The sequence below is a fragment of the Leisingera sp. ABM4_101 genome, assembly GCF_056158725.1.
Genome location: NZ_JBSWTV010000002.1, coordinates 1,975,796 through 1,995,232, shown reverse-complemented (window position 1 = coordinate 1,995,232; position 19,437 = coordinate 1,975,796). Strand labels below are relative to the sequence as shown.

15 protein-coding genes are annotated in these 19,437 nt (G+C 64.0%); 2 read left to right on the top strand and 13 right to left on the bottom strand.

What is annotated here, in order from left to right:
• Window positions 1–129: 129 nt before the first annotated feature.
• From rpsD to ACXAEK_RS10750, 3 genes are all read right to left on the bottom strand, one after another.
• Window positions 130–750 carry a 30S ribosomal protein S4 gene (rpsD, locus tag ACXAEK_RS10760; protein WP_475041827.1) on the bottom strand — a complete coding sequence of 207 codons (621 nt, stop codon included), beginning with the start codon at window positions 748–750 and terminating at the stop codon, window positions 130–132.
• 340 nt (window positions 751–1,090) lie between these two features.
• Complete coding sequence (locus ACXAEK_RS10755; RefSeq protein WP_475041826.1) at window positions 1,091–2,152, bottom strand: Hint domain-containing protein; 1,062 nt, start codon at window positions 2,150–2,152, stop codon at window positions 1,091–1,093.
• A gap of 189 nt (window positions 2,153–2,341) precedes the next feature.
• Window positions 2,342–3,259 (bottom strand): LysR substrate-binding domain-containing protein, encoded by a 918-nt coding sequence (locus ACXAEK_RS10750; protein ID WP_475041824.1) that lies wholly within the window; start codon window positions 3,257–3,259, stop codon window positions 2,342–2,344.
• Window positions 3,260–3,476: 217 nt separating this feature from the next.
• Here ACXAEK_RS10750 and katG point away from each other — a divergent pair, with 217 nt between their 5' ends.
• Complete coding sequence (katG, locus tag ACXAEK_RS10745; protein WP_475041822.1) at window positions 3,477–5,678, top strand: catalase/peroxidase HPI; 2,202 nt, start codon at window positions 3,477–3,479, stop codon at window positions 5,676–5,678.
• 165 nt (window positions 5,679–5,843) lie between these two features.
• Here the strand turns inward: katG and ACXAEK_RS10740 are convergent, their stop codons facing one another.
• The 6 genes from ACXAEK_RS10740 to ACXAEK_RS10715 all read right to left on the bottom strand — a co-directional run bounded on the left by ACXAEK_RS10740 (window position 5,844) and on the right by ACXAEK_RS10715 (window position 13,106).
• Window positions 5,844–6,215, bottom strand: coding sequence for a cytochrome C oxidase subunit IV family protein (locus ACXAEK_RS10740; protein WP_475041820.1), 372 nt, complete (start codon window positions 6,213–6,215; stop codon window positions 5,844–5,846).
• Window positions 6,216–6,224: 9 nt separating this feature from the next.
• Complete coding sequence (locus tag ACXAEK_RS10735; protein ID WP_475041819.1) at window positions 6,225–6,941, bottom strand: heme-copper oxidase subunit III family protein; 717 nt, start codon at window positions 6,939–6,941, stop codon at window positions 6,225–6,227.
• Between the two features lie 14 nt (window positions 6,942–6,955).
• Window positions 6,956–7,654 carry a cytochrome c oxidase subunit 3 gene (locus ACXAEK_RS10730; protein ID WP_475041818.1) on the bottom strand — a complete coding sequence of 233 codons (699 nt, stop codon included), beginning with the start codon at window positions 7,652–7,654 and terminating at the stop codon, window positions 6,956–6,958.
• Complete coding sequence (locus tag ACXAEK_RS10725; protein ID WP_475041817.1) at window positions 7,651–9,423, bottom strand: cbb3-type cytochrome c oxidase subunit I; 1,773 nt, start codon at window positions 9,421–9,423, stop codon at window positions 7,651–7,653. Before ACXAEK_RS10725 ends, ACXAEK_RS10730 begins: the two co-directional genes overlap by 4 nt.
• A gap of 160 nt (window positions 9,424–9,583) precedes the next feature.
• Entirely contained in the window at window positions 9,584–10,411 is an 828-nt protein-coding gene (locus ACXAEK_RS10720; RefSeq protein ID WP_475041816.1) for a cytochrome c oxidase subunit II, read from the bottom strand.
• Between the two features lie 229 nt (window positions 10,412–10,640).
• Window positions 10,641–13,106: a CoA transferase gene (locus ACXAEK_RS10715; RefSeq protein WP_475041815.1), complete on the bottom strand. Its 2,466-nt coding sequence runs from the start codon at window positions 13,104–13,106 to the stop codon at window positions 10,641–10,643.
• 108 nt (window positions 13,107–13,214) lie between these two features.
• Between ACXAEK_RS10715 and ACXAEK_RS10710 the strand changes: the two genes are divergently transcribed.
• Window positions 13,215–14,120 (top strand): LysR family transcriptional regulator, encoded by a 906-nt coding sequence (locus ACXAEK_RS10710; protein WP_475041813.1) that lies wholly within the window; start codon window positions 13,215–13,217, stop codon window positions 14,118–14,120.
• Window positions 14,121–14,189: 69 nt separating this feature from the next.
• Here ACXAEK_RS10710 and ACXAEK_RS10705 read toward each other — a convergent pair whose 3' ends face one another.
• From ACXAEK_RS10705 to ACXAEK_RS10690, 4 genes are all read right to left on the bottom strand, one after another.
• Window positions 14,190–16,019, bottom strand: a complete 1,830-nt coding sequence (locus ACXAEK_RS10705; protein WP_475041812.1) for a BCCT family transporter — start codon at window positions 16,017–16,019, stop codon at window positions 14,190–14,192.
• 77 nt (window positions 16,020–16,096) lie between these two features.
• Entirely contained in the window at window positions 16,097–17,107 is a 1,011-nt protein-coding gene (locus tag ACXAEK_RS10700; RefSeq protein WP_475041811.1) for an Ldh family oxidoreductase, read from the bottom strand.
• 12 nt (window positions 17,108–17,119) lie between these two features.
• Window positions 17,120–17,749 carry a DUF3726 domain-containing protein gene (locus ACXAEK_RS10695; RefSeq protein ID WP_475041810.1) on the bottom strand — a complete coding sequence of 210 codons (630 nt, stop codon included), beginning with the start codon at window positions 17,747–17,749 and terminating at the stop codon, window positions 17,120–17,122.
• A complete protein-coding gene (locus tag ACXAEK_RS10690) occupies window positions 17,746–19,434 on the bottom strand; it encodes a hypothetical protein (protein ID WP_475041808.1) in 1,689 nt (562 codons plus the stop codon). Before ACXAEK_RS10690 ends, ACXAEK_RS10695 begins: the two co-directional genes overlap by 4 nt.
• Between the last annotated feature and the right edge of the window lie 3 nt (window positions 19,435–19,437).

Genomic DNA, 19,437 nt, shown 5'->3' with positions numbered 1-19,437 from the left:
TGCTGTCAGGATAGTGGCAGGCGGCGCGCAGGGCTACCGGCTTTTGCGGATCCGGCTGGACCGCGGGCAAACGAAAAAGGGCTGCCCCAGAGGACAGCCCTTCCGCCAGATGCCCAAGGGGCAGAAGGCTTAGTTCTTGGCGTAGAATTCGACGACCAGGTTCGGTTCCATCACAACCGGGTACGGCACGTCGCCCAGGGCGGGTGTGCGCACGAAGGTTGCTTTCATTTTGGAGTGGTCGGCTTCGATGTAATCCGGCACATCGCGCTCAGCCAGCTGGGTGGCTTCCAGAACGGCAACCATCTGCTTGGACTTGTCGCGGACCTCGATCACGTCGCCTTCTTTGACGCGGTAGGAGGGGATGTTCACGCGCTTGCCGTTCACGGTCACGTGGCCGTGGTTCACGAACTGGCGGGCCGCAAAGACGGTGGCCACAAACTTGGCGCGGTAGACGACGGCGTCCAGGCGGCGCTCGAGCAGGCCGATCAGGTTTTCACCGGTGTCGCCGGACACACGCACGGCTTCGCCGTAGATGCGGCGGAACTGCTTTTCGGTCAGGTCGCCGTAGTAGCCCTTGAGCTTCTGCTTGGCGCGCAGCTGGATGCCGAAGTCGGACAGTTTTCCCTTGCGGCGCTGGCCGTGCTGGCCCGGGCCGTAGTCGCGGCGGTTGACCGGGGACTTCGAGCGGCCCCAGATGTTTTCGCCCATGCGGCGGTCAATTTTGTACTTGGCAGACGTGCGTTTGGTCACGGCTGATCTCCTTCTTTAATGGCATTGCAGCTGTTTCCGAAAACCGGCTCCCACATTCCGGGCTGCAATCGCATCTGCCACTGCACCGTCTGTGTTCACCTGCTCCAGGATCACCCGCAACAATCGAAGGGCGTTGTCCTCTTGCTCCGCATCCAGGATCCGGGCATGACAGGCATCCCCTTGCGGGGGCCACCAACACCAATGAAGCCGCGCTTATATAAGGGGACGGGGCAGAGTCAACACGAACCGGAGCAGTTTCGCCGGAAATTCCGCCCGCGAGGCGGGCATTTTGCCCGCCGCCGGTATCAGGGCCGCCGGAACGGCAGGGAAATGGCCCGCCTTACGCGGCCTCGTGGCCCAGAATCACCGCCTCTGACGTGCTGAGATTGCGGCGCGCATGAGCGCCATAGGACAGCGGATTGCGCTCCAGCTCCGGCTGCAGGCGGAACAGCCGCGCCCGGTCGGCCTCGCTGAGCGTGATCAGCGAAGCGTTGGAGGGATGGAAGCTCTCTGTTTCCACCCCGTTGGCCCAGAGCACCTGATGATTGGCCAGCATCAGATGGATATAGGTCACCTCGCGCACTGAGGCGTCGGGCTGGATGGTGCTGCCGTTGACCAGATCGCTGGCAGCGACCAGGACCTCAGACGTGTTGAACAGCGCCCGCACCCGGTCGCCGCGCAGCAGCATCCTGTGGTCGGGAGAGACCAGCAGTTCCTGTTCCGGCCGGTCAATGCCGAGCGCGCCCGCGTGAATGCGGATCGGGCGCAGCCGGGGCATCACGAACAGCCGGGCGCCGCTGATCCGGCGCGAGCCGATCCACAGGATTTCCTGGGCACCGTTGTCGCGGGTCTGCACTTTTTCGCCTTCGCGCAGCTGCTCGACCCGCTTGGGGCCGCCGGGCGTGGCAATCAGGGTGCCGGGGGTAAAGCAGATTACCCCGGATTCGCCCTGGGGCCGGCCGGAATGGATGCTGCCCAGCGCGTGATGCACCACCCAGAGATCGGCGCCGCGGGGCGGGATTTCATCGACGAACATCAGCAGCGGGCGCTGGCCCGGGCCGACTTCGATCAGGGTAACAGTGTAACTTTGCACGCCATTGGTCACAACAAAGCTGCTGTCCATCAGCGGCTCGTCGACTTCCACCGCGTCAACATCCGTGCGGTTCTGCACCGCAGCCCCGACCAGACGGCGCACCGACCGTGCCGCCCGGCGGCGCAACTCTGCTTCGCCGTTTGCCATATCCAGCCGCAATAGCCCTGCCGGCCCGTCCACCCGCACAGCATCGCCGTGCCAGGACCAAGCCGCCCCCACATCCAGAGCGTCCACCGGTGCGGCCGGGAGGCCGTCGATCTCGGTTTGCGACCAGGAAATAACAAACGTGCCACGAAAGCCCGTTTTCATCTGCCTGTATGCCTGCTTCAATTATTTATTATTAACGGAACGTTAACAAAGCGTCTTCCGGCTGGAAACGGATGGATTCTCAATTCGATGTGAGCGTGTTTTTTACGCACCAATCACGCTAAAGGCGATTGGCCTTCAGGCAAACCGGCACCGTTGCACCGGTTTCCGGGTCTGGCGCCGGCCCGGCAGTCAGGCCTGCACAGCAAGCCTCCGACGCAGATCTTCCGCGGTTTCCTGAACCACTGCGGCGACCTGCATCAGCTGCCGGGCCAGCGGGTTGCTGCGCCGCCAGATCATGCCGATTGTCCGCGATGGTTGCGGATCCCCGAAGCGGGCCACCGAAACCACGGCTGAGCGGGTTTCCACCGGCACCGCCATTTCGGGAATCAGCGTGACCCCGATTCCGGCGCTGACCATCTGCACCAGCGTGGACAGCGAGCTTCCGTCCAAGAGCTCGCGCGGGGCGGCGGATTGCATATTGCAGAACGACAGCGCCTGGTCGCGGAAGCAATGCCCTTCCTCCAGCAGCAAGAGCCGCATTTCACGCAGGCCTTCCGGCCCTGGCACCGGTTTGCCCGCATCCTCGCCCGGGCGGACCAGAACAAAGTCTTCGGAAAACAGCGCCGCCTCCTCAAACGCGGGCTCCGAAACCGGCAGCGCCACGATGGCGGTATCCAGCCGCCCCTCGCCCAGTTCCTCCAGCAGCTTTGGCGTGACCGTTTCCCGGACCCTGATATCGGCCTCGGGGTATTGGCGGGTCAGATTGCCGACGATTGCAGGCAGCAGATAGGGCGCGATGGTGGGAATCACTCCCAGCCGCAGCCGCCCCGCCAGCCCTTCGCGCGAGGCGCGCGCCAGTTCGCCCAGTTCATCCACCGAGCGCAGGATGCCGCGCACCCTGTCCGCCAGATCCTCGCCAAAGCTTGTTAGCCGCACCTGGCGAGCCGCGCGCTCCACCAGCTGCACCCCAAGCACCTCCTCCAATTCCTTGATTTGAACAGACAATGCCGGCTGAGACACGGCGCAGGCCTCGGCTGCGCGGCCGAAATGGCGGTGCTGGGCCAGCGCCTCGAAGTAGCGCATTTGGCGGAGGGTCACATTGATCATAGGATTTCATTATCACCGCGATGAAAAAATGCAACTTAAGCCAATCACTTTTCCCTGCTAGCCTCATTTTCAGGAAGACAGGGAGGACCGGCATTCGCAGCTTTGGCCCGCTTTTATTTCAAGGCGGACCACGGGCTGCAGTCACGCTGCCGCACAGGTCCCAAACGCCTTCTGCCACGTAGCACATCAGAATTTGCAGCCACGATCGGAGAGAATAATGGACGGAAATAATCCCGCAGGAAAATGCCCGGTGATGCACGGTGCGGCGCTGAACACCGACAGCGGCGGAACCTCGAACCAGGATTGGTGGCCGAACCAGCTGAACCTGAAGATCCTGCATCAGCACTCACCCAAGTCGAACCCGATGGGCGCTGATTTCAATTACGCCGATGCGTTCAAGACGCTGGACCTGAAGGCGCTGAAAGCGGACCTGATGGCGCTGATGACCGACAGCCAGGGCTGGTGGCCTGCGGATTACGGCCATTACGGCGGGCTGTTCATTCGCATGGCCTGGCACAGCGCCGGCACCTACCGCACCGCGGATGGCCGCGGCGGCGGCGGCACCGGCAACCAGCGGTTTGCGCCGGTGAACTCCTGGCCGGACAACGGCAACCTGGACAAGGCGCGCCGCCTCTTGTGGCCGATCAAGCAGAAATACGGCAACAAGATCTCCTGGGGTGATCTGATGATCCTGGCGGGCAATTGCGCCATTGATTCGATGGGCGGGCCGGTGTTCGGCTTTGGCGGCGGCCGCGAGGATATCTGGGCGCCGGAGGAAGACATCTATTGGGGGACTGAGACCGAGTGGCTGGGCGACAACCGCTATTCCGGCGAGCGTGATCTGGAGAACCCGCTGGCGGCGGTGCAGATGGGCCTGATCTATGTGAACCCGGAGGGGCCGAACGGCAATCCGGACCCGGTGGCCTCGGGTCATGACGTGCGCGACACCTTTGCGCGCATGGGCATGAATGACGAGGAAACCGTGGCGCTGGTGGCCGGCGGCCATACATTCGGCAAGGCCCATGGCGCAGGCGACCCGGCGCTGGTTGGTGCTGAGCCGGAAGCGGCTGCGATGGAGCACATGGGCCTGGGCTGGATCAATGAGCACGGCTCCGGCAAGGGCGGCGACACCACCACCTCAGGCATCGAGGGCGCCTGGAAGCCGAATCCGACCACCTGGGATATGGGCTATTTCGACGTTCTGTTCGGCTATGAGTGGAAGCTGGAGAAAAGCCCGGCGGGTGCCCAGCAGTGGCACGCACAGGACGTGGCGCCGGAGCATATGGTGGTGGACGCGCATGATCCCAGCAAGCGCCATGCACCGATGATGACCACCGCGGACATGTCGCTGCGGATGGACCCGGAGTACGAGAAGATCTCGCGCGATTTCCACGCCAACCCGGAGAAGTTTGCCGATGCCTTTGCCCGCGCCTGGTTCAAGCTGTGCCACCGCGACATGGGGCCGAAGGTGCGTTACCTGGGTGAGGACGTGCCGTCTGAAGACCTGATCTGGCAGGATCCGGTTCCGGCGGTGGATCACGCGCTGGTGGATGCCAATGACATCGCCGATCTGAAAGCCCGGGTGCTGGCCTCGGAGCTGACGGTTTCTGAGCTGGTGTCCACCGCCTGGGCGTCTGCTTCGACCTACCGTGGCTCGGACCATCGCGGCGGCGCCAATGGCGGCCGTATCCGCCTGGCCCCGCAGAAGGACTGGGAGGTAAATCAGCCGGAACAACTGGCCCGCGTGCTTGGCGTGCTGGAAGATATCCAGAACGCGTTCAACGGCAGTGCCGCTGGCGGCAAGAAGATCTCCATGGCGGACCTGATCGTGCTGGCCGGCGGTGCCGGTGTAGAAGAAGCCGCCAAGGCTGCCGGGCATCCGGTAGAGGTGCCCTTTACCCCGGGCCGGACTGATGCCAGCCAGGAGCAGACTGATGTTGAAGGCTTTGCTGTGCTGGAGCCGGAGGCGGATGGGTTCCGCAACTACCAGAAGGCGGCCTATAGCGTGCCGGCCGAGAAGATGCTGGTTGACCGGGCGCAGCTCTTGGGTCTGGGTGCGCCGGAGATGACCGCGCTGGTCGGCGGCCTGCGGGTTCTGGGTGCGAACCACAGCGGCTCTGCCTATGGCGTTTTCACCGACCGGGTGGGTACCCTCAGCACCGACTTCTTCACCAATATCACCGATATGGGTGTGGAGTGGAAACCGGCAGACGACGGCACCTATGAGGGCCGCGACCGGGCCAGCGGTGCGGTGAAATGGACCGGCACAAGGGCGGACCTGGTGTTCGGCTCCAACTCGCAGCTGCGGGCGCTGGCCGAGGTCTATGCGCAGGGTGATGGCGAAGCGGCGTTCGTGCAGGATTTTGTGGCGGCCTGGGTCAAGGTGATGAATGCCGACCGGTTTGATCTGTCAGCGTAACCTGCGCCTTACTTGAAAAGAAGGCGCTCCGGGGAACCGGGGCGCCTTTTTCGTTGCAGCCTTTGGGATACAAAGCGAAGGGCAGCGCCTGACCTTGGGTGGGCGCGATAGCGCCTTCCCATGGGGAAGGTCAGGCGCTGCCCGGCCTTCGGCCGGACGGTACGGTTATTCGGCTGCTGCACTTCCTTGGCCAAACTCAATGACACGTGTCTCAGCCGTGTAGTCCGACTCGATGATCAGAATCGCCAAGAGCCCGATCATCGCAAGGGGCGGCAGCAGGATCGCATAGATCAGCGCCAGCCGCTCCCAGGCCATATGCATGAAGACGGCAATGATCAGCCCGGCCTTCAGCGTCATGAAGATCAGGATCAGGCTCCAGCGCAACAGGCCCTGCAGCTGAGCATAGTCGACCCAGTAAGAGGCGGCGCTGAGCACGAACAGCAGCACCCAGACCACGAAGTAGAGCTTGATCGGATGCTGCTGCCCCTCGTCATGCGCAGCATGGCTGCTGTCCACTGTGTGCGGTGTGTCTGTCATGGCGGCCCCCTACCACAGATAGAAGAATGCAAAGATGAAGACCCAGACCAGGTCGACGAAGTGCCAGTAGAGCCCCATGATCTCTACCGCCTCATAGTCCCCGTTGCCCGCCGACATCCAGCTGCGCTGGTCGCGGTCGAACTCGCCGCGCCAGACCTTGAGTGCCACGATCACAAGGAAGATCACCCCGATGGTGACATGGGTGCCGTGGAAGCCGGTGATCATGAAGAAGCTGGCGCCGAACTGCTCTGCCCCCCAGGGGTTGCCCCAGGGGCGCACGCCTTCGGAAATCAGCTTGGTCCATTCAAAGGCCTGCATCCCCACGAACGTCGCACCCAGCGCGGCGGTTGCCAGCATCAGAAGCGCTGTGGCCTTGCGCGCCTTGCGGTAGGCGCAGTTCACCGCCATCGCCATGGTGCCAGAGGAGGAGATCAGCACAAAGGTCATAATGGCGATCAGGATCAGCGGCAGGTTTGCGCCGCCAATATGCAGGGCAAAGACCTCGCTGGCGTTGGGCCATTCCACTGTGGTGGAGCTGCGGGCGGTCAGGTAGGCGACCAGGAAGCAGGCAAAGATAAACGTGTCACTGAGCAGCAGGATCCACATCATCGCCTTGCCCCAGGAGACCTTCTTGAACACCCGCTGGTCCGATCCCCAGTCGGCGGCGAAGCCGCTGTGCCCCTGTTGCAGAAGCGTCTGGTCCTGGCCTTGTAGTTTGCTCTCCATCTCTCCTCCCCCCCTTATCCCACGGCGGCACGGCACAGCGCCAGAAAGGCGTTGCCCCAGCCCTGCAGCAGCGCAAACAGCATCAGCCAGAAGGCCAGCAGCACATGCCAGTAAAGCGCGCAGAGCCGCACCCCCGGCAGCAGCGCCTTAACGTCCCCTGCCCCGGCGTGGCGCAGGCAGAGGGCGGCAAGGGCGATGATGCCGCCCATCACATGGAGCCCGTGCAACCCGGTGATCAGGTAAAAGAAGCTCGCTGCCGGAACGCCGTCCAGCCTGTAACCGTCTTCGGTCAGCGCCAGCCACACCTGAACCTGTCCGGCCAGGAAGGCCAGCGTTGCGATGCTGGCGGCAATCAGGCTGGCCTTCAGCCAGCGCGCGGTGCCGGCCCGGGCCGAGATCACCACGAATTGCAGAAAAGAACTGGCCAGCAGCAGAAGTGCGGTGTTGAGCCAGACCCGGCCCGGCAGCGGCACCAGCTCCCACGGCGTTTCCTCTATCTGCATGACAAAGGCGCTGCCCAGCATGGCAAAGAGGCCGCCCGCCACCACCAGGAACACGGCAATGAACAGAACACCCGGCGCCTTGCCCGGGCCATGGCCCGCCAGCGGCGCGATGCCGGTTTCCAGCCAGGGCTTGGAGGCCAGGCGCTGTTGCGACAGCCACAGGCCTGCGGCCAGGGCGACCAGCGCCAGGAAGGCAAGGATGACCGTCACAGCCGCCTGCCCTCCCCGTCCGGGACCCAGGGATCTGTCTGGGCGACAAAGTCCTCGGGCGCGCCGGGCACGCTGTAGTCATAGGCCCAGCGGTAGACATTGGGCAATTCCTGCCAGTTGCCGTGGCGGGGCGGGATGTCCGGCGTCTGCCATTCCAGCGAGGCGGCCCGCCAGGGGTTGCTGCCAGCGGCGCGGCCGCGTCGCAGGCTCCAGAAGAGGTTGAACAGAAACAGCACCTGCACCGCCCCCACAATCAGCGCGGCAGAAGAGATGAAAGCATTCACCCCCCCCACTGGCGCGGTCAGAAATTCCGGCTCACCGATCTCAAAATACCGCCGCGGAACGCCGACCAGCCCCACGTAATGCATCGGAAAGAACACCGCATAGGCGCCGATGAAGGTGACCCAGAAATGGATATGCCCCATCGCCTGGTTCAGCAGCCGCCCGGTCATCAGCGGGTACCAGTGGTAAATCGCGCCGAAGATCACCATGATTGGTGCCACCCCCATCACCATGTGGAAATGAGCAACCACAAACATCGTGTCTGATAGCGGCACATCGACCACCACATTGCCGAGGAACAGCCCCGTCAGCCCGCCGTTCACGAAAGTGACGATGAAGCCCAGCGCAAACAGCATCGGGATGGTCAGATGGATGTCGCCCTTCCACAGGGTCAGCACCCAGTTGTAGACCTTGATCGCGGTGGGGATGGCGATGATCAGCGTGGTGGTGGCAAAGAAGAAGCCGAACCAGGGGTGCATGCCCGAGACATACATATGGTGCGCCCAGACGATAAAGCTGAGCGCGCCGATAATGACGATGGCCCAGACCATCATCCGGTAGCCGAAGACGTTCTTGCGCGCATGCACCGCGATCAGGTCGGAGACGATGCCAAAGGCGGGCAGCGCCACGATGTAGACCTCGGGGTGGCCGAAGAACCAGAACAGGTGCTGGAAGGCAATCGGGCTGCCGCCGCCGTAGCTGAGCTTTTCGCCCAGCTCGACCAGGGTGGGCATAAAGAAGGATGTGCCCAGCAGCCGGTCGAACAGCATCATCACGCAGGCCACGAACAGCGCCGGAAAGGCCAGCAGCGCCATGACGGTGGCGGTGAAGATGCCCCAGACCGTCAGCGGCAGCCGCATCATCGTCATGCCGCGGGTGCGAGCTTGCAGCACGGTGACGGCATAGTTCAGCCCGCCCATGGTGAAACCGATGATGAACAGGATCAGCGACACCAGCATCAGGATGATGCCGCCTTGCGCACCACCCGGGGTGCCGGAGAGAACAGCTTGCGGCGGGTAGAGCGTCCAGCCTGCGCCGGTGGGGCCGCCGGGGACAAAGAAACTGGCAACCAGCACGAGGACAGCCAGCAGGTAGACCCAATAGCTGAGCATGTTGACGAAGGGGAATACCATGTCCCGGGCACCGACCATCAGCGGGATCAGGTAATTGCCGAAGCCGCCCAGGAAGATCGCGGTCAGCAGATAGACCACCATGATCATCCCGTGCATTGTGACAAACTGGTAATAGGCCTCTGGCGTGATGAAGTCGAAAGTGCCGGGAAAGCCCAGTTGCAGCCTCATCAGCCAGGACATCACCAGGGCCACCAGGCCGATGGCAACGGCGGTGCCGGAATACTGGATGGCAATGTATTTGGCGTCCTGCGAGAAGACATATTTGCCGATCCAGCTGTGCGCATGCGGCGGCATCACATCGGCAACCTCGCGCGGTGGCAGATTGCTGTCGTGGTCAGGCAGGGTGTCGGTCATTCCGTTCCTCCCGGGACTGCTTGGTTCTGTTGCGCGCCAACCTGGCACTGTTCCGCCCGGCGGCACACCGGGCAGCGCCCGGCCGCCCCGTCAATCCGGAGACTTGCCTCCGGCAAAACGGAGCGGGCGCTTCGCTTCCGCCCGCGGCCGGGCACGGCCCTTACCGTTCTGCCAGTTTTGTTGCGGGTTCAGACGCCGCATTGGCATAGTCTTCAAAGGTCAGCTGCTCTTGCAGCCATTCCTGGTATTCCTCCGCCTCCACCACTGTCACATAGCCGCGCATGAAGGAATGCGCGGTGCCGCAATATTCGGCGCAGAGCACTTCGAACGCGCCGGTGCGGGTCGGGGTGAACCAGATGTAGGTGACCATGCCCGGCACCATGTCCATCTTGGCGCGGAACTCAGGCACGTAGAAATTATGCAGGACGTCGATCGAGCGCAGCAGCAGCTTTACCGGCTGATCCACCGGCAGATAGACTTCGCCGCCCTCGACGATGATGTCATCCTTGCCGAAGCGGTCATGCGGGTTGACGCCCAGGGGATTTTCACCGCTCACCCATTCCGCGTCCGCGGTGCCCAGAACCCCGTCTTCGCCCGGCAGCCGGTAGGCCCAGTTCCATTGCTGGCCAAAGACCTCCAGCTCGGTGGCTTCTTCCGGCACGGTGACGAACTGGTGCCAGACAAACAGGCCGGGCACCAGCATCGCCGCCACGCCAACAGCAGTCACACCGGTCAGCCACCATTCCAGCCTCTTGTTTTCCGGATCGAATTCCGCCTTGTGGCCGGGCCGGTGCCGGTACTTGAGCACGCAGAAAGCCATGAACAGGACCACAGCGGCAAAGACCGCCCCGGTGATCCAGAAGGTTATGACCAGCGTATTGTCGATATAGTCCCAATTCGACGCGATCGGCGTCCACCACCATGGGCTCAGCAGATGGAACGCGACAGACCCCGCCACGATCAGCACAAGTACGACCGCAATCAGCATCCCGCCCCCTTTCCCGGCACTCCGGACGATCCGGGCAACCCCGAATTGCCCGGCAGGCAGGTTCATTTGGCATGGACACCAGCATATAACAATTTCACAAATTAATCCAGAAATGGAAAACCAGACACATCAAACCGCCAAATAATTTCCAATTCCCTGCAATATGGCGAATACCAAAAGGGCGCTCTGCCGGAGCGCCCCTGAACAGTTCCTGCAGCGGTTCTGCAGGTCATTCCGGGAGGTATTTCACCGACCAGCTCTCGCCCGCGGCGCCGCTGGCGATCATCGCTTCGGCCTGACCTTCGGAAAAGCCAAGCCGCGCCAGGATCGCGCGGGTGCTTTCCCCGTATTTCGGCGCCGGGCCAGGGATAGTGATGCGGCCGGCCTGCGGGCGCACCGCATTGGGCGCCACCAGATCGCACCAACGGCCCATCGGGTGCCGGTCGTGGCGGATGACCCGGAAGGTGGCCCCGGACAGGTCAATACCTCCTTCGCTTTCCAGCTGCAGCGCCGCGTCGCGGGTTTCGTGCAGCGAGGACAGCGGCACCGCCGTAGCCGAGGTGCCGGCAAAGGCCGCGCGCCAATAGTCCAGCGGCTGGCTGGCAAAACGTTCCGACAGCGCGGCGTGCAGCTGGCCTTCCGGCAGTTCTGCCAAGTCCGACAGCTCCGGCACCCGCGCCAGTGCTGCGCCGCGCTCAGTCGGGGCGGCAAAGAAGAACCAGCAGTCGGCGGCCTGGTAGCAGTGGTAGAACGGGCCCCAGCCCAGGGCGCCCCGGCCCGTGGGTTCATCGAAAGGCACCCGGCCCTCGTGATCATACATGAACTGCGCCTGGATCAGGTTGCCGGCGCCCGCGAGCGAGGCGCGGGCAACCCCGCCCTTGCCGGTTTCCCTCAGCCGCAGCAGCGCGCCGCCCAGGGCCACACAGGCGCAAAAGCCGGTCAGCACGTCGATGGTGCCGAAATGGGCGTGCTCCTCCGGCGTCTCCATGCCGCCGCCGAAACGCACCATCACGCCGGTTGCCGCCTGCGCCAGGTCGTCATAGCCCAAATGATCCGACTTCGGCCCGCGCAGAGGTCCGCCAAAGGCATCAAGCTGCACCAGGATCAGACGTGGGTTGATTTCGGCCAGCCGCTCAGGCGACAGTCCCAGCTTGTCCCGCTGCTCATCGGTGCCGTTCATGGTGATCACATCGGCGTCCGCAATCAGCCGCGCCAGCGCCTCCTGGCCTTCCTCGCTGCGCAGGTTCAGCAGGATGCTCTCCTTGCCGCGCTGCGCGTGGATGCCGAAGACGACGGTGTTCCAGGGGTCCACCGACGGCTCCACCGCCTGCACCAGGGTCACCTCGGCGCCATAGCGGGCCAGTGTAGAGCCGATGGTCGGACCGGCGATCACATTGGTGAGGTCGACGACCTTGAGCCCGTCAAGCCAGCCCCTGCCCTCCCGGCTGCTGGTGCCGCCGCGTTCGGGGTCCGCCAGCAGCGCCGCCAGATCGGCCTGCACCGCACTGGATTTCTGCGCCGCACCCTCATCACCTGACAGCCAGGCCACATTGCCCATCTGCCGCATGGGCCCGTGTTTGGCGTCCTCCACCTGCAAGACCAGACCCGAGGCCAGCGCATGCGGGTCGTCCAGCCACTCCTTGGTAAAGCGCTGCGCAGTGGCGGGCGCTTTGGCGGCGCCGAACAGCGCCTCCCACTCATGCGCGGGTTTGGTGAGGAACGCCTGTTTCATCGCCGTTGAGACACGCTCGCGGTCGGACGGTCCCACCGGGTAATTGCGCATCGACCATTCGGCGGGCCAATCCTTGGTGTCGAGGTAGGCAGAGAAATCCGGCAATTCGTCGGCCAACGCTTTTAGCCCCAGCGTCTCCAGCACCCGGCGCGGGTGGGTGGCGACTGAGCCGCTCACCACATAGAAGCCGCGCCCGTCAGCACAGGTATAGGTGCGGTAGAAAGGATCGAGGAATTCCGACAGCTCCTCAAACGCCAGGTTCATCGGCAAGCCTTCGGTGGCGCGCCGGTCCAGCTCCACCTCGCGGGGGGATTTGTAACGCTCGGGATAGTCCTCGATCTGCTCGCAATTATAGACCAGCCCTTCCAGCAGGGCGGCGGCAAGCGGCACCTCGATATGGTCGCCGCCATTCTGCTCCCGCGCGTTCAGGGCAAACAGCACCGACATTGCACCAAAGCTGGCGCCATAGGCCGAGGCCAGGGTCAGCGGCGAGAACGAGGGGTTGATGCCCATCAGGCGACGGTTCAGCCCCATGTCGGTGAACTGGCCGGTGTAAGCGGCAATCACCGCCTCCCACGCGGGCAGGTCCGCGAGTTCCGCATCGGTTGAGGCAAAGCCCGGCAGCGACAGGTACACCAGCTGATCATTGGCAGCGCGCAGCACCTGCGGTCCGAGGCCGAGGCGGTCCATCACGCCGGGGCGGAAGTTCTCGATCACCACGTCGGCACGTTTGGCAAGCGCGATGGCGGTGGCGCGGCCCTCGTCCGATTTCAGGTCCAGCTCCAGCGCCTGCTTACCACGCGACAGCATGTCGAAGGCCGGACCGTCAAAGCCAGTGCCGCCGGGCGGGGTGATGCGGATCACCTCGGCGCCCATGTCGGCCAGCATCATGCCGGTCAGGGGGCCGGCCAGGTAATGGCCGAAGTCAAGAACGCGAATGTGGGAGAGAGGGCGCTGCGGCATGGGATGGTCTCGGCTGTTGTCCGTTGAAAGGGTCAGTCCGGCCCAGATTATCTTTGCACCCGCCAATATCCACTGGTCAAAACCGCATGGCCTCCCTAACATTTCCTGATGGAACGCTCGATACGCCCCACTGCCGGATCGCTGAATGCCCTGTTGGTGCTGGAGGTGGCGGTGCGCCATGCCAGCCTGTCGCGTGCCGCGGCGGAGCTGGGGCTTAGCCAGCCTGCGGTCTCGCGCCATATCAAGGCGCTGGAAGACCGGCTGCGCCAGCCGCTGTTTGAACGCAACAACAACCGAATCACGCCCACCGCCAATGCCATCAGGCTGGCCGATGCCATTGCATTGGGGCTTGGCCATGTGGATCAGACATGGACCGAAGTCCTGGCGGCCCCCGATACGGGCGAAGTCACGCTGGCCTGCACCTTCGGCTTTGCCGACCAATGGCTGATGCCGCGGTACTCGGATCTGCGCGCTTACCTGGATGGCAACAGGGTGCGGGTGGTGACCACTGACCAGTTGGGCGATATCGACCTCTCCCAGCTGGACGCTGCGGTGGTCTGGGATCCGTCCCGGATGCCCGACCGCCCCTATTTTCCGCTGATCCCGGCTGAAGCCTTTCCCGTCTGCAGCCCCGGCTTCCTTGAGGCGCATCCCGAAGCCGCCACGGATATCTCGCAATTGCCACCGGAGTTGTTTTTGCATTTCGACCCGGGCTTCCTGACCTGGCAAAGCTGGTTTGAGCAGGCTGGCCTTGCGCCGCCGCAATTCGGCACCGCGGCCGAGTTTGACGCCTACCCGTTCCTTCTGCAATCGGTGCGCCACGGCGAAGGGGTCGGGCTGGGCTGGACCGGCATCGTCGACAACGCGCTGGCTTGCGGTGAAATCATACGGCTGGGGCCTACGGTGTCGGACCGTGCCCACAGCTATTTCTTGCAGCACCGGATGCCGGGCAGCAGCGGCAGCGCACTGGAGCGGATGCTGAAATGGTTCAAGCTGGAGGCACAGGCCGGCTAGGCGGAACGGAAAAGGGCCGGAGGATTTCTCCTCCGGCCCTTTTTGTGCTTTTTGCTATTGAGGCCAGGTTTACTCAGCAGGTGCGCTTTCCGCGGCCTTCTCGCGCTGACCGTCGCGGAACAGCGCCTTGGCCAGAGACACGCACATCAGGCCCATGACCATGGTGAAGGGCAGCGCGCCGATGATCATCGCGCTTTTCAGCGCTTCCATCGGGTCGGCGCCGCCGTTCTGCTTGCCTGCAAACAGCAGAGTGCCGATCACCGCGGTCAGGATCAGGCCCCAAACGATCTTGTGCTTGTTGCCGATGTTCTGGTCGCCGCCGGACATGATGGTGTTCATCACCAGGATGCCGGAGTCCGCCGAGGTGACCAGGAAGGTCATGATCAGCACCACGCACATGATGGTGATGCCGGACAGCAGGCCGCCGTCGATCATGCTTTGCAGGGTCACGAACAGCTTGGCAGTGTTGGAGGCACCGATGATGGCACCTTCTGCTGCGCCGTTCAGTTCCAGGTCGATGGCGGTGCCGCCCAGGATGGTCATCCAGGCAAAGCAAACCAGTGCCGGGGCGAACACACAGCCGATGATGAACTCACGCACCGAGCGGCCGCGCGAGATGCGCGCCAGGAACAGGCCCACGAAGGGCGAGAACGCGATCCACCAGGCCCAGTAGAAGGTGGTCCAGCCAGCCTGCCAGCCGAACTGGCGCTGTGCCTCGCCCGCTGCGTAGGATGCTGCCAGAACGTCGTCGGACAGGGCAGCCGCTTCGCCTTCCAGGCCCGACTTGAAGCCGTCGAAGGAACCCCAGGCGTTGGTGGCACCGCCGCGCAGCGCATCCGCATAAGGGGCCGCTTCGGCCGGCAGCGCCGCCGAGAACTCAGCCGCCGACTGCGGGCCATAGGCGCCAAAGCTCAGCGAGACGAAGTGCAGGATATAGTCCACGAAGGCCGAGGCATAGGTGGTCATGGCGAACATGAAGGAGCCAAAAACCACGAAGGTCAGCAGCAGGATGATCGACAGAACCAGGTTCAGGTTCGACAGATACTTCACGCCGCGGCCCACGCCGGACACAGCCGAGATGATCGACAGGCCCATGATCGCGAACAGGCCGGCCAGCAGGCCAACAGTGCCCGGAGCAGGCGCGTCGCCGCTCATGTCCATCATCCATTCCATGCCGGTGATCGCATAAACGCCGTCCACGAACTGGGAGACGCCGAAACCGATGGTCACGGAGACACCCAGGATGGTGGCAACAACGCCCAGAACGTCAACGACGTGGCCCAGGAAGCCGTTCATAAGCCGGCCGAACAGCGGCGTCAGCGCGGTCCGGATGGTCAGCGGCATGTCGCGGGTATAGGCGTAGTAAGCCAGCGACAGGCCAGTCACCACGTAAATCGCCCAGGCATGGAAGCCGTAGTGCAGGAACGTGTAGCGGAAGCCGGACTGAACGGCTTCTTCGGTGTTGCCGGTCACTTCCTGTGCCAGGACCACCGGGTTGGACCCCCAGAGGCCCAGCGGTTCAGCGGTTGCAAAGACCATCAGGCCGACGCCCAGACCGGCGCCGAACATCATCGAGAACCAGGAAAAGTCCGAGAACTCCTTGCCCTGGCCCGGTCCCCCCATGATCCGCTTACCTGTTTGCGGCAATGCGGCGACCACAAACAGGAAAAAGGCGAAGAAACCGACGATGACGATGTAGAAGGCGTTGAAATCCTCAAGGATACGCCAGTTGAGGCTGCCCAGCACGCCCGTGGCGTTTGCCGGCCAGACCAATGCCCAGAGAACCAGGGCGACCATGATCCCCTTGCTGAGCAAGGCGATCTCGACGCTGTGCCCCTTATAGAAGCCATCGTCGGAGGTCTTGATCTCCAAATCCGTAAAAGGTTGCTTTATTGACATGCGTTTCCTCCCGTTTCGCACGTGCCGCACCGGGGTGCGGGATGTCCGGCGGGTTGCGGTCCCGCCGGGGATTGGCGTCAGCCCAAAAGGGCTTTGATCCTGTTCAGCGTTGCCACGCTGACCGCGACGCCATCGGTCTGGGCCTTAATCCGCTTGCTGCGGCGCCCGTCGCCCGGCAGATGTGCGCCAGTCTGCCCGCGTACTGCTTCCACGATCCCGGCCATTCCAGCACAAAAAGCGTCATTTGATGTCGCCCCCGGGTCGATTGCGATGAACATTTGGCCGGTTTTCGGCGGGCCGCCTGCGGTGCCGGAGAACGGCGAGGCGTTGATGCCAAGGGTGGCGCCGGTCAGAGCTGCAGCCATGATTTCAGTCAGCAGGGCCACGCCGACGCCCTTGTAGCCGCCCGACGGTGCCATCGAGCCCTTGAGGCCCGCGTCCGGATCGGTGGTCGGGTTGCCGTCGGCGTCCAAAGCCCAGCCCAGCGGGATTTCCTTGCCCTCGCGGGCGTGTTTCATCACCTCGCTTTTGGCGATGGTGCTGGCGCTTTGGTCGATCAGCAGTTCCGGCTCGCCCCCCTCGCCCGGCACGGCGATCGAGAACGGGTTGGTACCGACCACCGGTTTCTTGCCACCCGACGGCGCGATGGAGGCCGGCGCGTTGGTGAAGCCCAGCCCCACCAGCCCGGCACGGGCCAGGCGGGCGGTGTGATAGCCAAGAACACCGCAGTTATAGCTGTTGCGGATCGCCAGAACCGCGATGCCCTGCTCTTTGGCGGCCGGGATCAGCGCCTCAAAGCCCTGGTCGATGGCGGAATGGGCAAAGCCGGTGGCGGCATCCACCGCGATGACACCGGGACGCGGGCGTGCCAGTGCCGGAACCGCCTGCCCGTCCACCTTGCCGCATTGCACATGCTCGGCGTAGATCGGGATATAGGCGAGGCCGTGGCTGGCGACACCATCAGCCTCGGTCGCCGCGGTGGCAACCGCCAGTGGCCGGGCGTTGGCCTCGGACGTGCCGGCGGCGACCAGTGCGCGGAAGGCGATATCCTCGATCTCGGCGAGGGACATGTTTTGGGTTTCAGTCATTTCGGTGCCTCTTCAGTCGTTGTCCGACAGCCCGGCGCCGGCGCCCAGCAGGCGCGACTCCTCGGTGGCCGGAGCGTAGGTTTTATGAGCGAAGCGATTGAGCACAGCCCAGGCCGCCTCATCCGGTTCTGCACGGGTATGGAGCGGGCGTGCAGCAGTCATGCTGCCTGCTGCACGGACGGTCAGGCTGGCGGCGGCATCCGGAAGGGTGCCTTCGATCTGCAGCGCGCCGCCATCGGTCACCGCCTGGAACCCCTCGCCCTCTACCGCGACGCAGGTGCCAAGTCGGCGGGCGGCCAGGGCCGCAAAGGACAGGATCATTGCAGGTTGTGCAACCGGCCCCATGGATTGCGGAGCCTCTTGCAGGCGCCCGGCGCAATCCGACAGCGCGGCACCGGCGGCCAGCGGGCAAAGCGGTGCTTCGGCCCGCCACTCCCCTTGCAGGCCTTGCGGCACATGTGCGGCCAGGTCAGCGGCATATCCGGCCTCTAGCAGCCCGGCCAGCACGGCAGCCCCGTCCAACCCCTGCGCACAAAGCCAGCGGGTGGCCTTGGCGGCTTCCTCGGCCAGGCCCCAGTCATATCCAGCACCGCGGGCGGCGCGTTTGGCGGTGGCTTCCACTTCGTTCAGCGCATAGCTCATTGGTCTGCCTCCGGGTACACCCACAGGTCCGCATTGGCGGTGGTCAAATCGTCGGGATAGGGCGCGCCCGCATACATGCAGATCCGCACCCAGCGGTCCGAGCGCGGATCGAAATGGGTGGCGCCGAAGAACGAGAGTTTCGCCCGCAGCATGTCGATCGGCAGCACCCGGTCGCTGATAGTGTTGCTGCGGATCTCGCCGTAAGGCGCCACCTGGCTCATCTGCGCCCGGCGCACAGTGTGGCGGTGTTCCGGGTGGCGCAGCAGGAAGGCTGCAACCCGCTCCTGTCCGTCCCAATCTGCCAGCGCCGCATGGGCCAGGGCCGCGTCGCGGGCCGGGGCGAGCGGCTGCTCATACTCGGCAATCGGCTCGTCAAAGCGTTCGCCCATGCGCGGCTCCAGCTTTTCTTCCGAGACATACCAGGCGCGGGCAATGTTTTCGCGCGCTGCCCAGTCCAGATCCAGCGCCCAGCCAAAGCTGTCCTCAATGAGCTGGCGCACCTGGACAACAGGCATCGCGCCGTCGATAATGAAGGCGTCCTTGTTGGCATCGGCCATACAGTCGGACAGCCCGTCCACCAAGCCAGCATAGGGTTCAAGGATCAACGAAGCCGCCAGTTCTTGCCCTTCCAGGCCCAAGGCTGTCTCGCTCCAGCGGATCAGCCGGTCCCAGGGACGGTCATTCAGCAGATCATCCGCCGCCACCCAGGCCGCCAGCGCCTCCAGGTCCTTGTGCAGGCTGGCCAGCTTCTCGATCTGCACCGGGTGTTCGGAGCGCCAGCGCGCCGCCGACAATTCGCTCCGCCGCAACATCCGGCGGAAACAAGCGGCTTCCTCTGCCGAGGCGGTTTCAACCGAGCGCACCCGGGCAATCGCCTCTTCCCGGGCCATGATCCAGTTGTTGAACAGCACCGGGTGGTTGACGATATAGGGCGCCATGCCAAGGCCGGTGGAGTTGCCGATGCCCAGACGCTGCGCGGTTTCGGGTGCTAGCGGCACCGCCTGATCGCCGCCCTTGGCACGGGCCATATGTTCCACCAGGTCACGCACAAAGGCACGGGTCAGGAAGACAGAGAGCATTTCGGCCTGGAACGGCGCATTCAGCTCTTCCCGGCCAGCAATCGCCTCGCGGTCCGCGGCACCCAGCTTGCCTGAGCCGTAGACCGCAGTAGTACGCATCAGATAGCCAACGGCCTCTACCTGCGCCAGGTCCGGCTGCCGGCCCTGCGACAGCGCATCGACAAAATGCGCCCACAGGCGCACGGAACGGTTGGCGCGGGAGACGGACAGGGATTTCTCGTTGACCCGGCCTGCCTCCTGATAGGGCACGTTCTTCGAAAGCCGCTCAATATCCGCGTCCGTCGGCACCCCGTCAAACAGGGTGAAGGTCGCGTCCCAGGCGGTGGCAATCACCCGGTCCGAGCGCATTTCCGGCGGCAGGTCGTGGGCGAAGGCAATCAGGGAATAGGTCCGCGCAGGGCCGGTGGCGGTATAGACCGCCACGCCGACGCCCTTGGCATCAATATCGAACTTGGGCCGCGCAAAGCTCCAGTTTTCCCGGGCCATGCGCCGTGTCAGCACCCGCATGAAGCTGAGGCGGCACTGATGCAAGGAACCGAGTTGGCTGAGGCGCATCACCTGCGCCGGGTCCCGTCGTGATATTGTTGTCTGCGCGGTTGTTTCCATGAC

Excerpts from the sequence above, each read along its gene's own strand:
- ACXAEK_RS10700 (WP_475041811.1), bottom strand. The coding sequence starts at position 17,107 with ATGACTGAAACCCAAAACATGTCCCTCGCCGAGATCGAGGATATCGCC.
- katG (WP_475041822.1), top strand. The coding sequence starts at position 3,477 with ATGGACGGAAATAATCCCGCAGGAAAATGCCCGGTGATGCACGGTGCG.
- ACXAEK_RS10735 (WP_475041819.1), bottom strand. The coding sequence starts at position 6,941 with ATGGAGAGCAAACTACAAGGCCAGGACCAGACGCTTCTGCAACAGGGG.
- ACXAEK_RS10750 (WP_475041824.1), bottom strand. The coding sequence starts at position 3,259 with ATGATCAATGTGACCCTCCGCCAAATGCGCTACTTCGAGGCGCTGGCC.
- ACXAEK_RS10715 (WP_475041815.1), bottom strand. The coding sequence starts at position 13,106 with ATGCCGCAGCGCCCTCTCTCCCACATTCGCGTTCTTGACTTCGGCCAT.
- ACXAEK_RS10720 (WP_475041816.1), bottom strand. The coding sequence starts at position 10,411 with ATGCTGATTGCGGTCGTACTTGTGCTGATCGTGGCGGGGTCTGTCGCG.
- ACXAEK_RS10740 (WP_475041820.1), bottom strand. The coding sequence starts at position 6,215 with ATGACAGACACACCGCACACAGTGGACAGCAGCCATGCTGCGCATGAC.
- ACXAEK_RS10725 (WP_475041817.1), bottom strand. The coding sequence starts at position 9,423 with ATGACCGACACCCTGCCTGACCACGACAGCAATCTGCCACCGCGCGAG.
- ACXAEK_RS10695 (WP_475041810.1), bottom strand. The coding sequence starts at position 17,749 with ATGAGCTATGCGCTGAACGAAGTGGAAGCCACCGCCAAACGCGCCGCC.
- ACXAEK_RS10705 (WP_475041812.1), bottom strand. The coding sequence starts at position 16,019 with ATGTCAATAAAGCAACCTTTTACGGATTTGGAGATCAAGACCTCCGAC.
- ACXAEK_RS10710 (WP_475041813.1), top strand. The coding sequence starts at position 13,215 with ATGGAACGCTCGATACGCCCCACTGCCGGATCGCTGAATGCCCTGTTG.
- ACXAEK_RS10755 (WP_475041826.1), bottom strand. The coding sequence starts at position 2,152 with ATGAAAACGGGCTTTCGTGGCACGTTTGTTATTTCCTGGTCGCAAACC.
- ACXAEK_RS10690 (WP_475041808.1), bottom strand. The coding sequence starts at position 19,434 with ATGGAAACAACCGCGCAGACAACAATATCACGACGGGACCCGGCGCAG.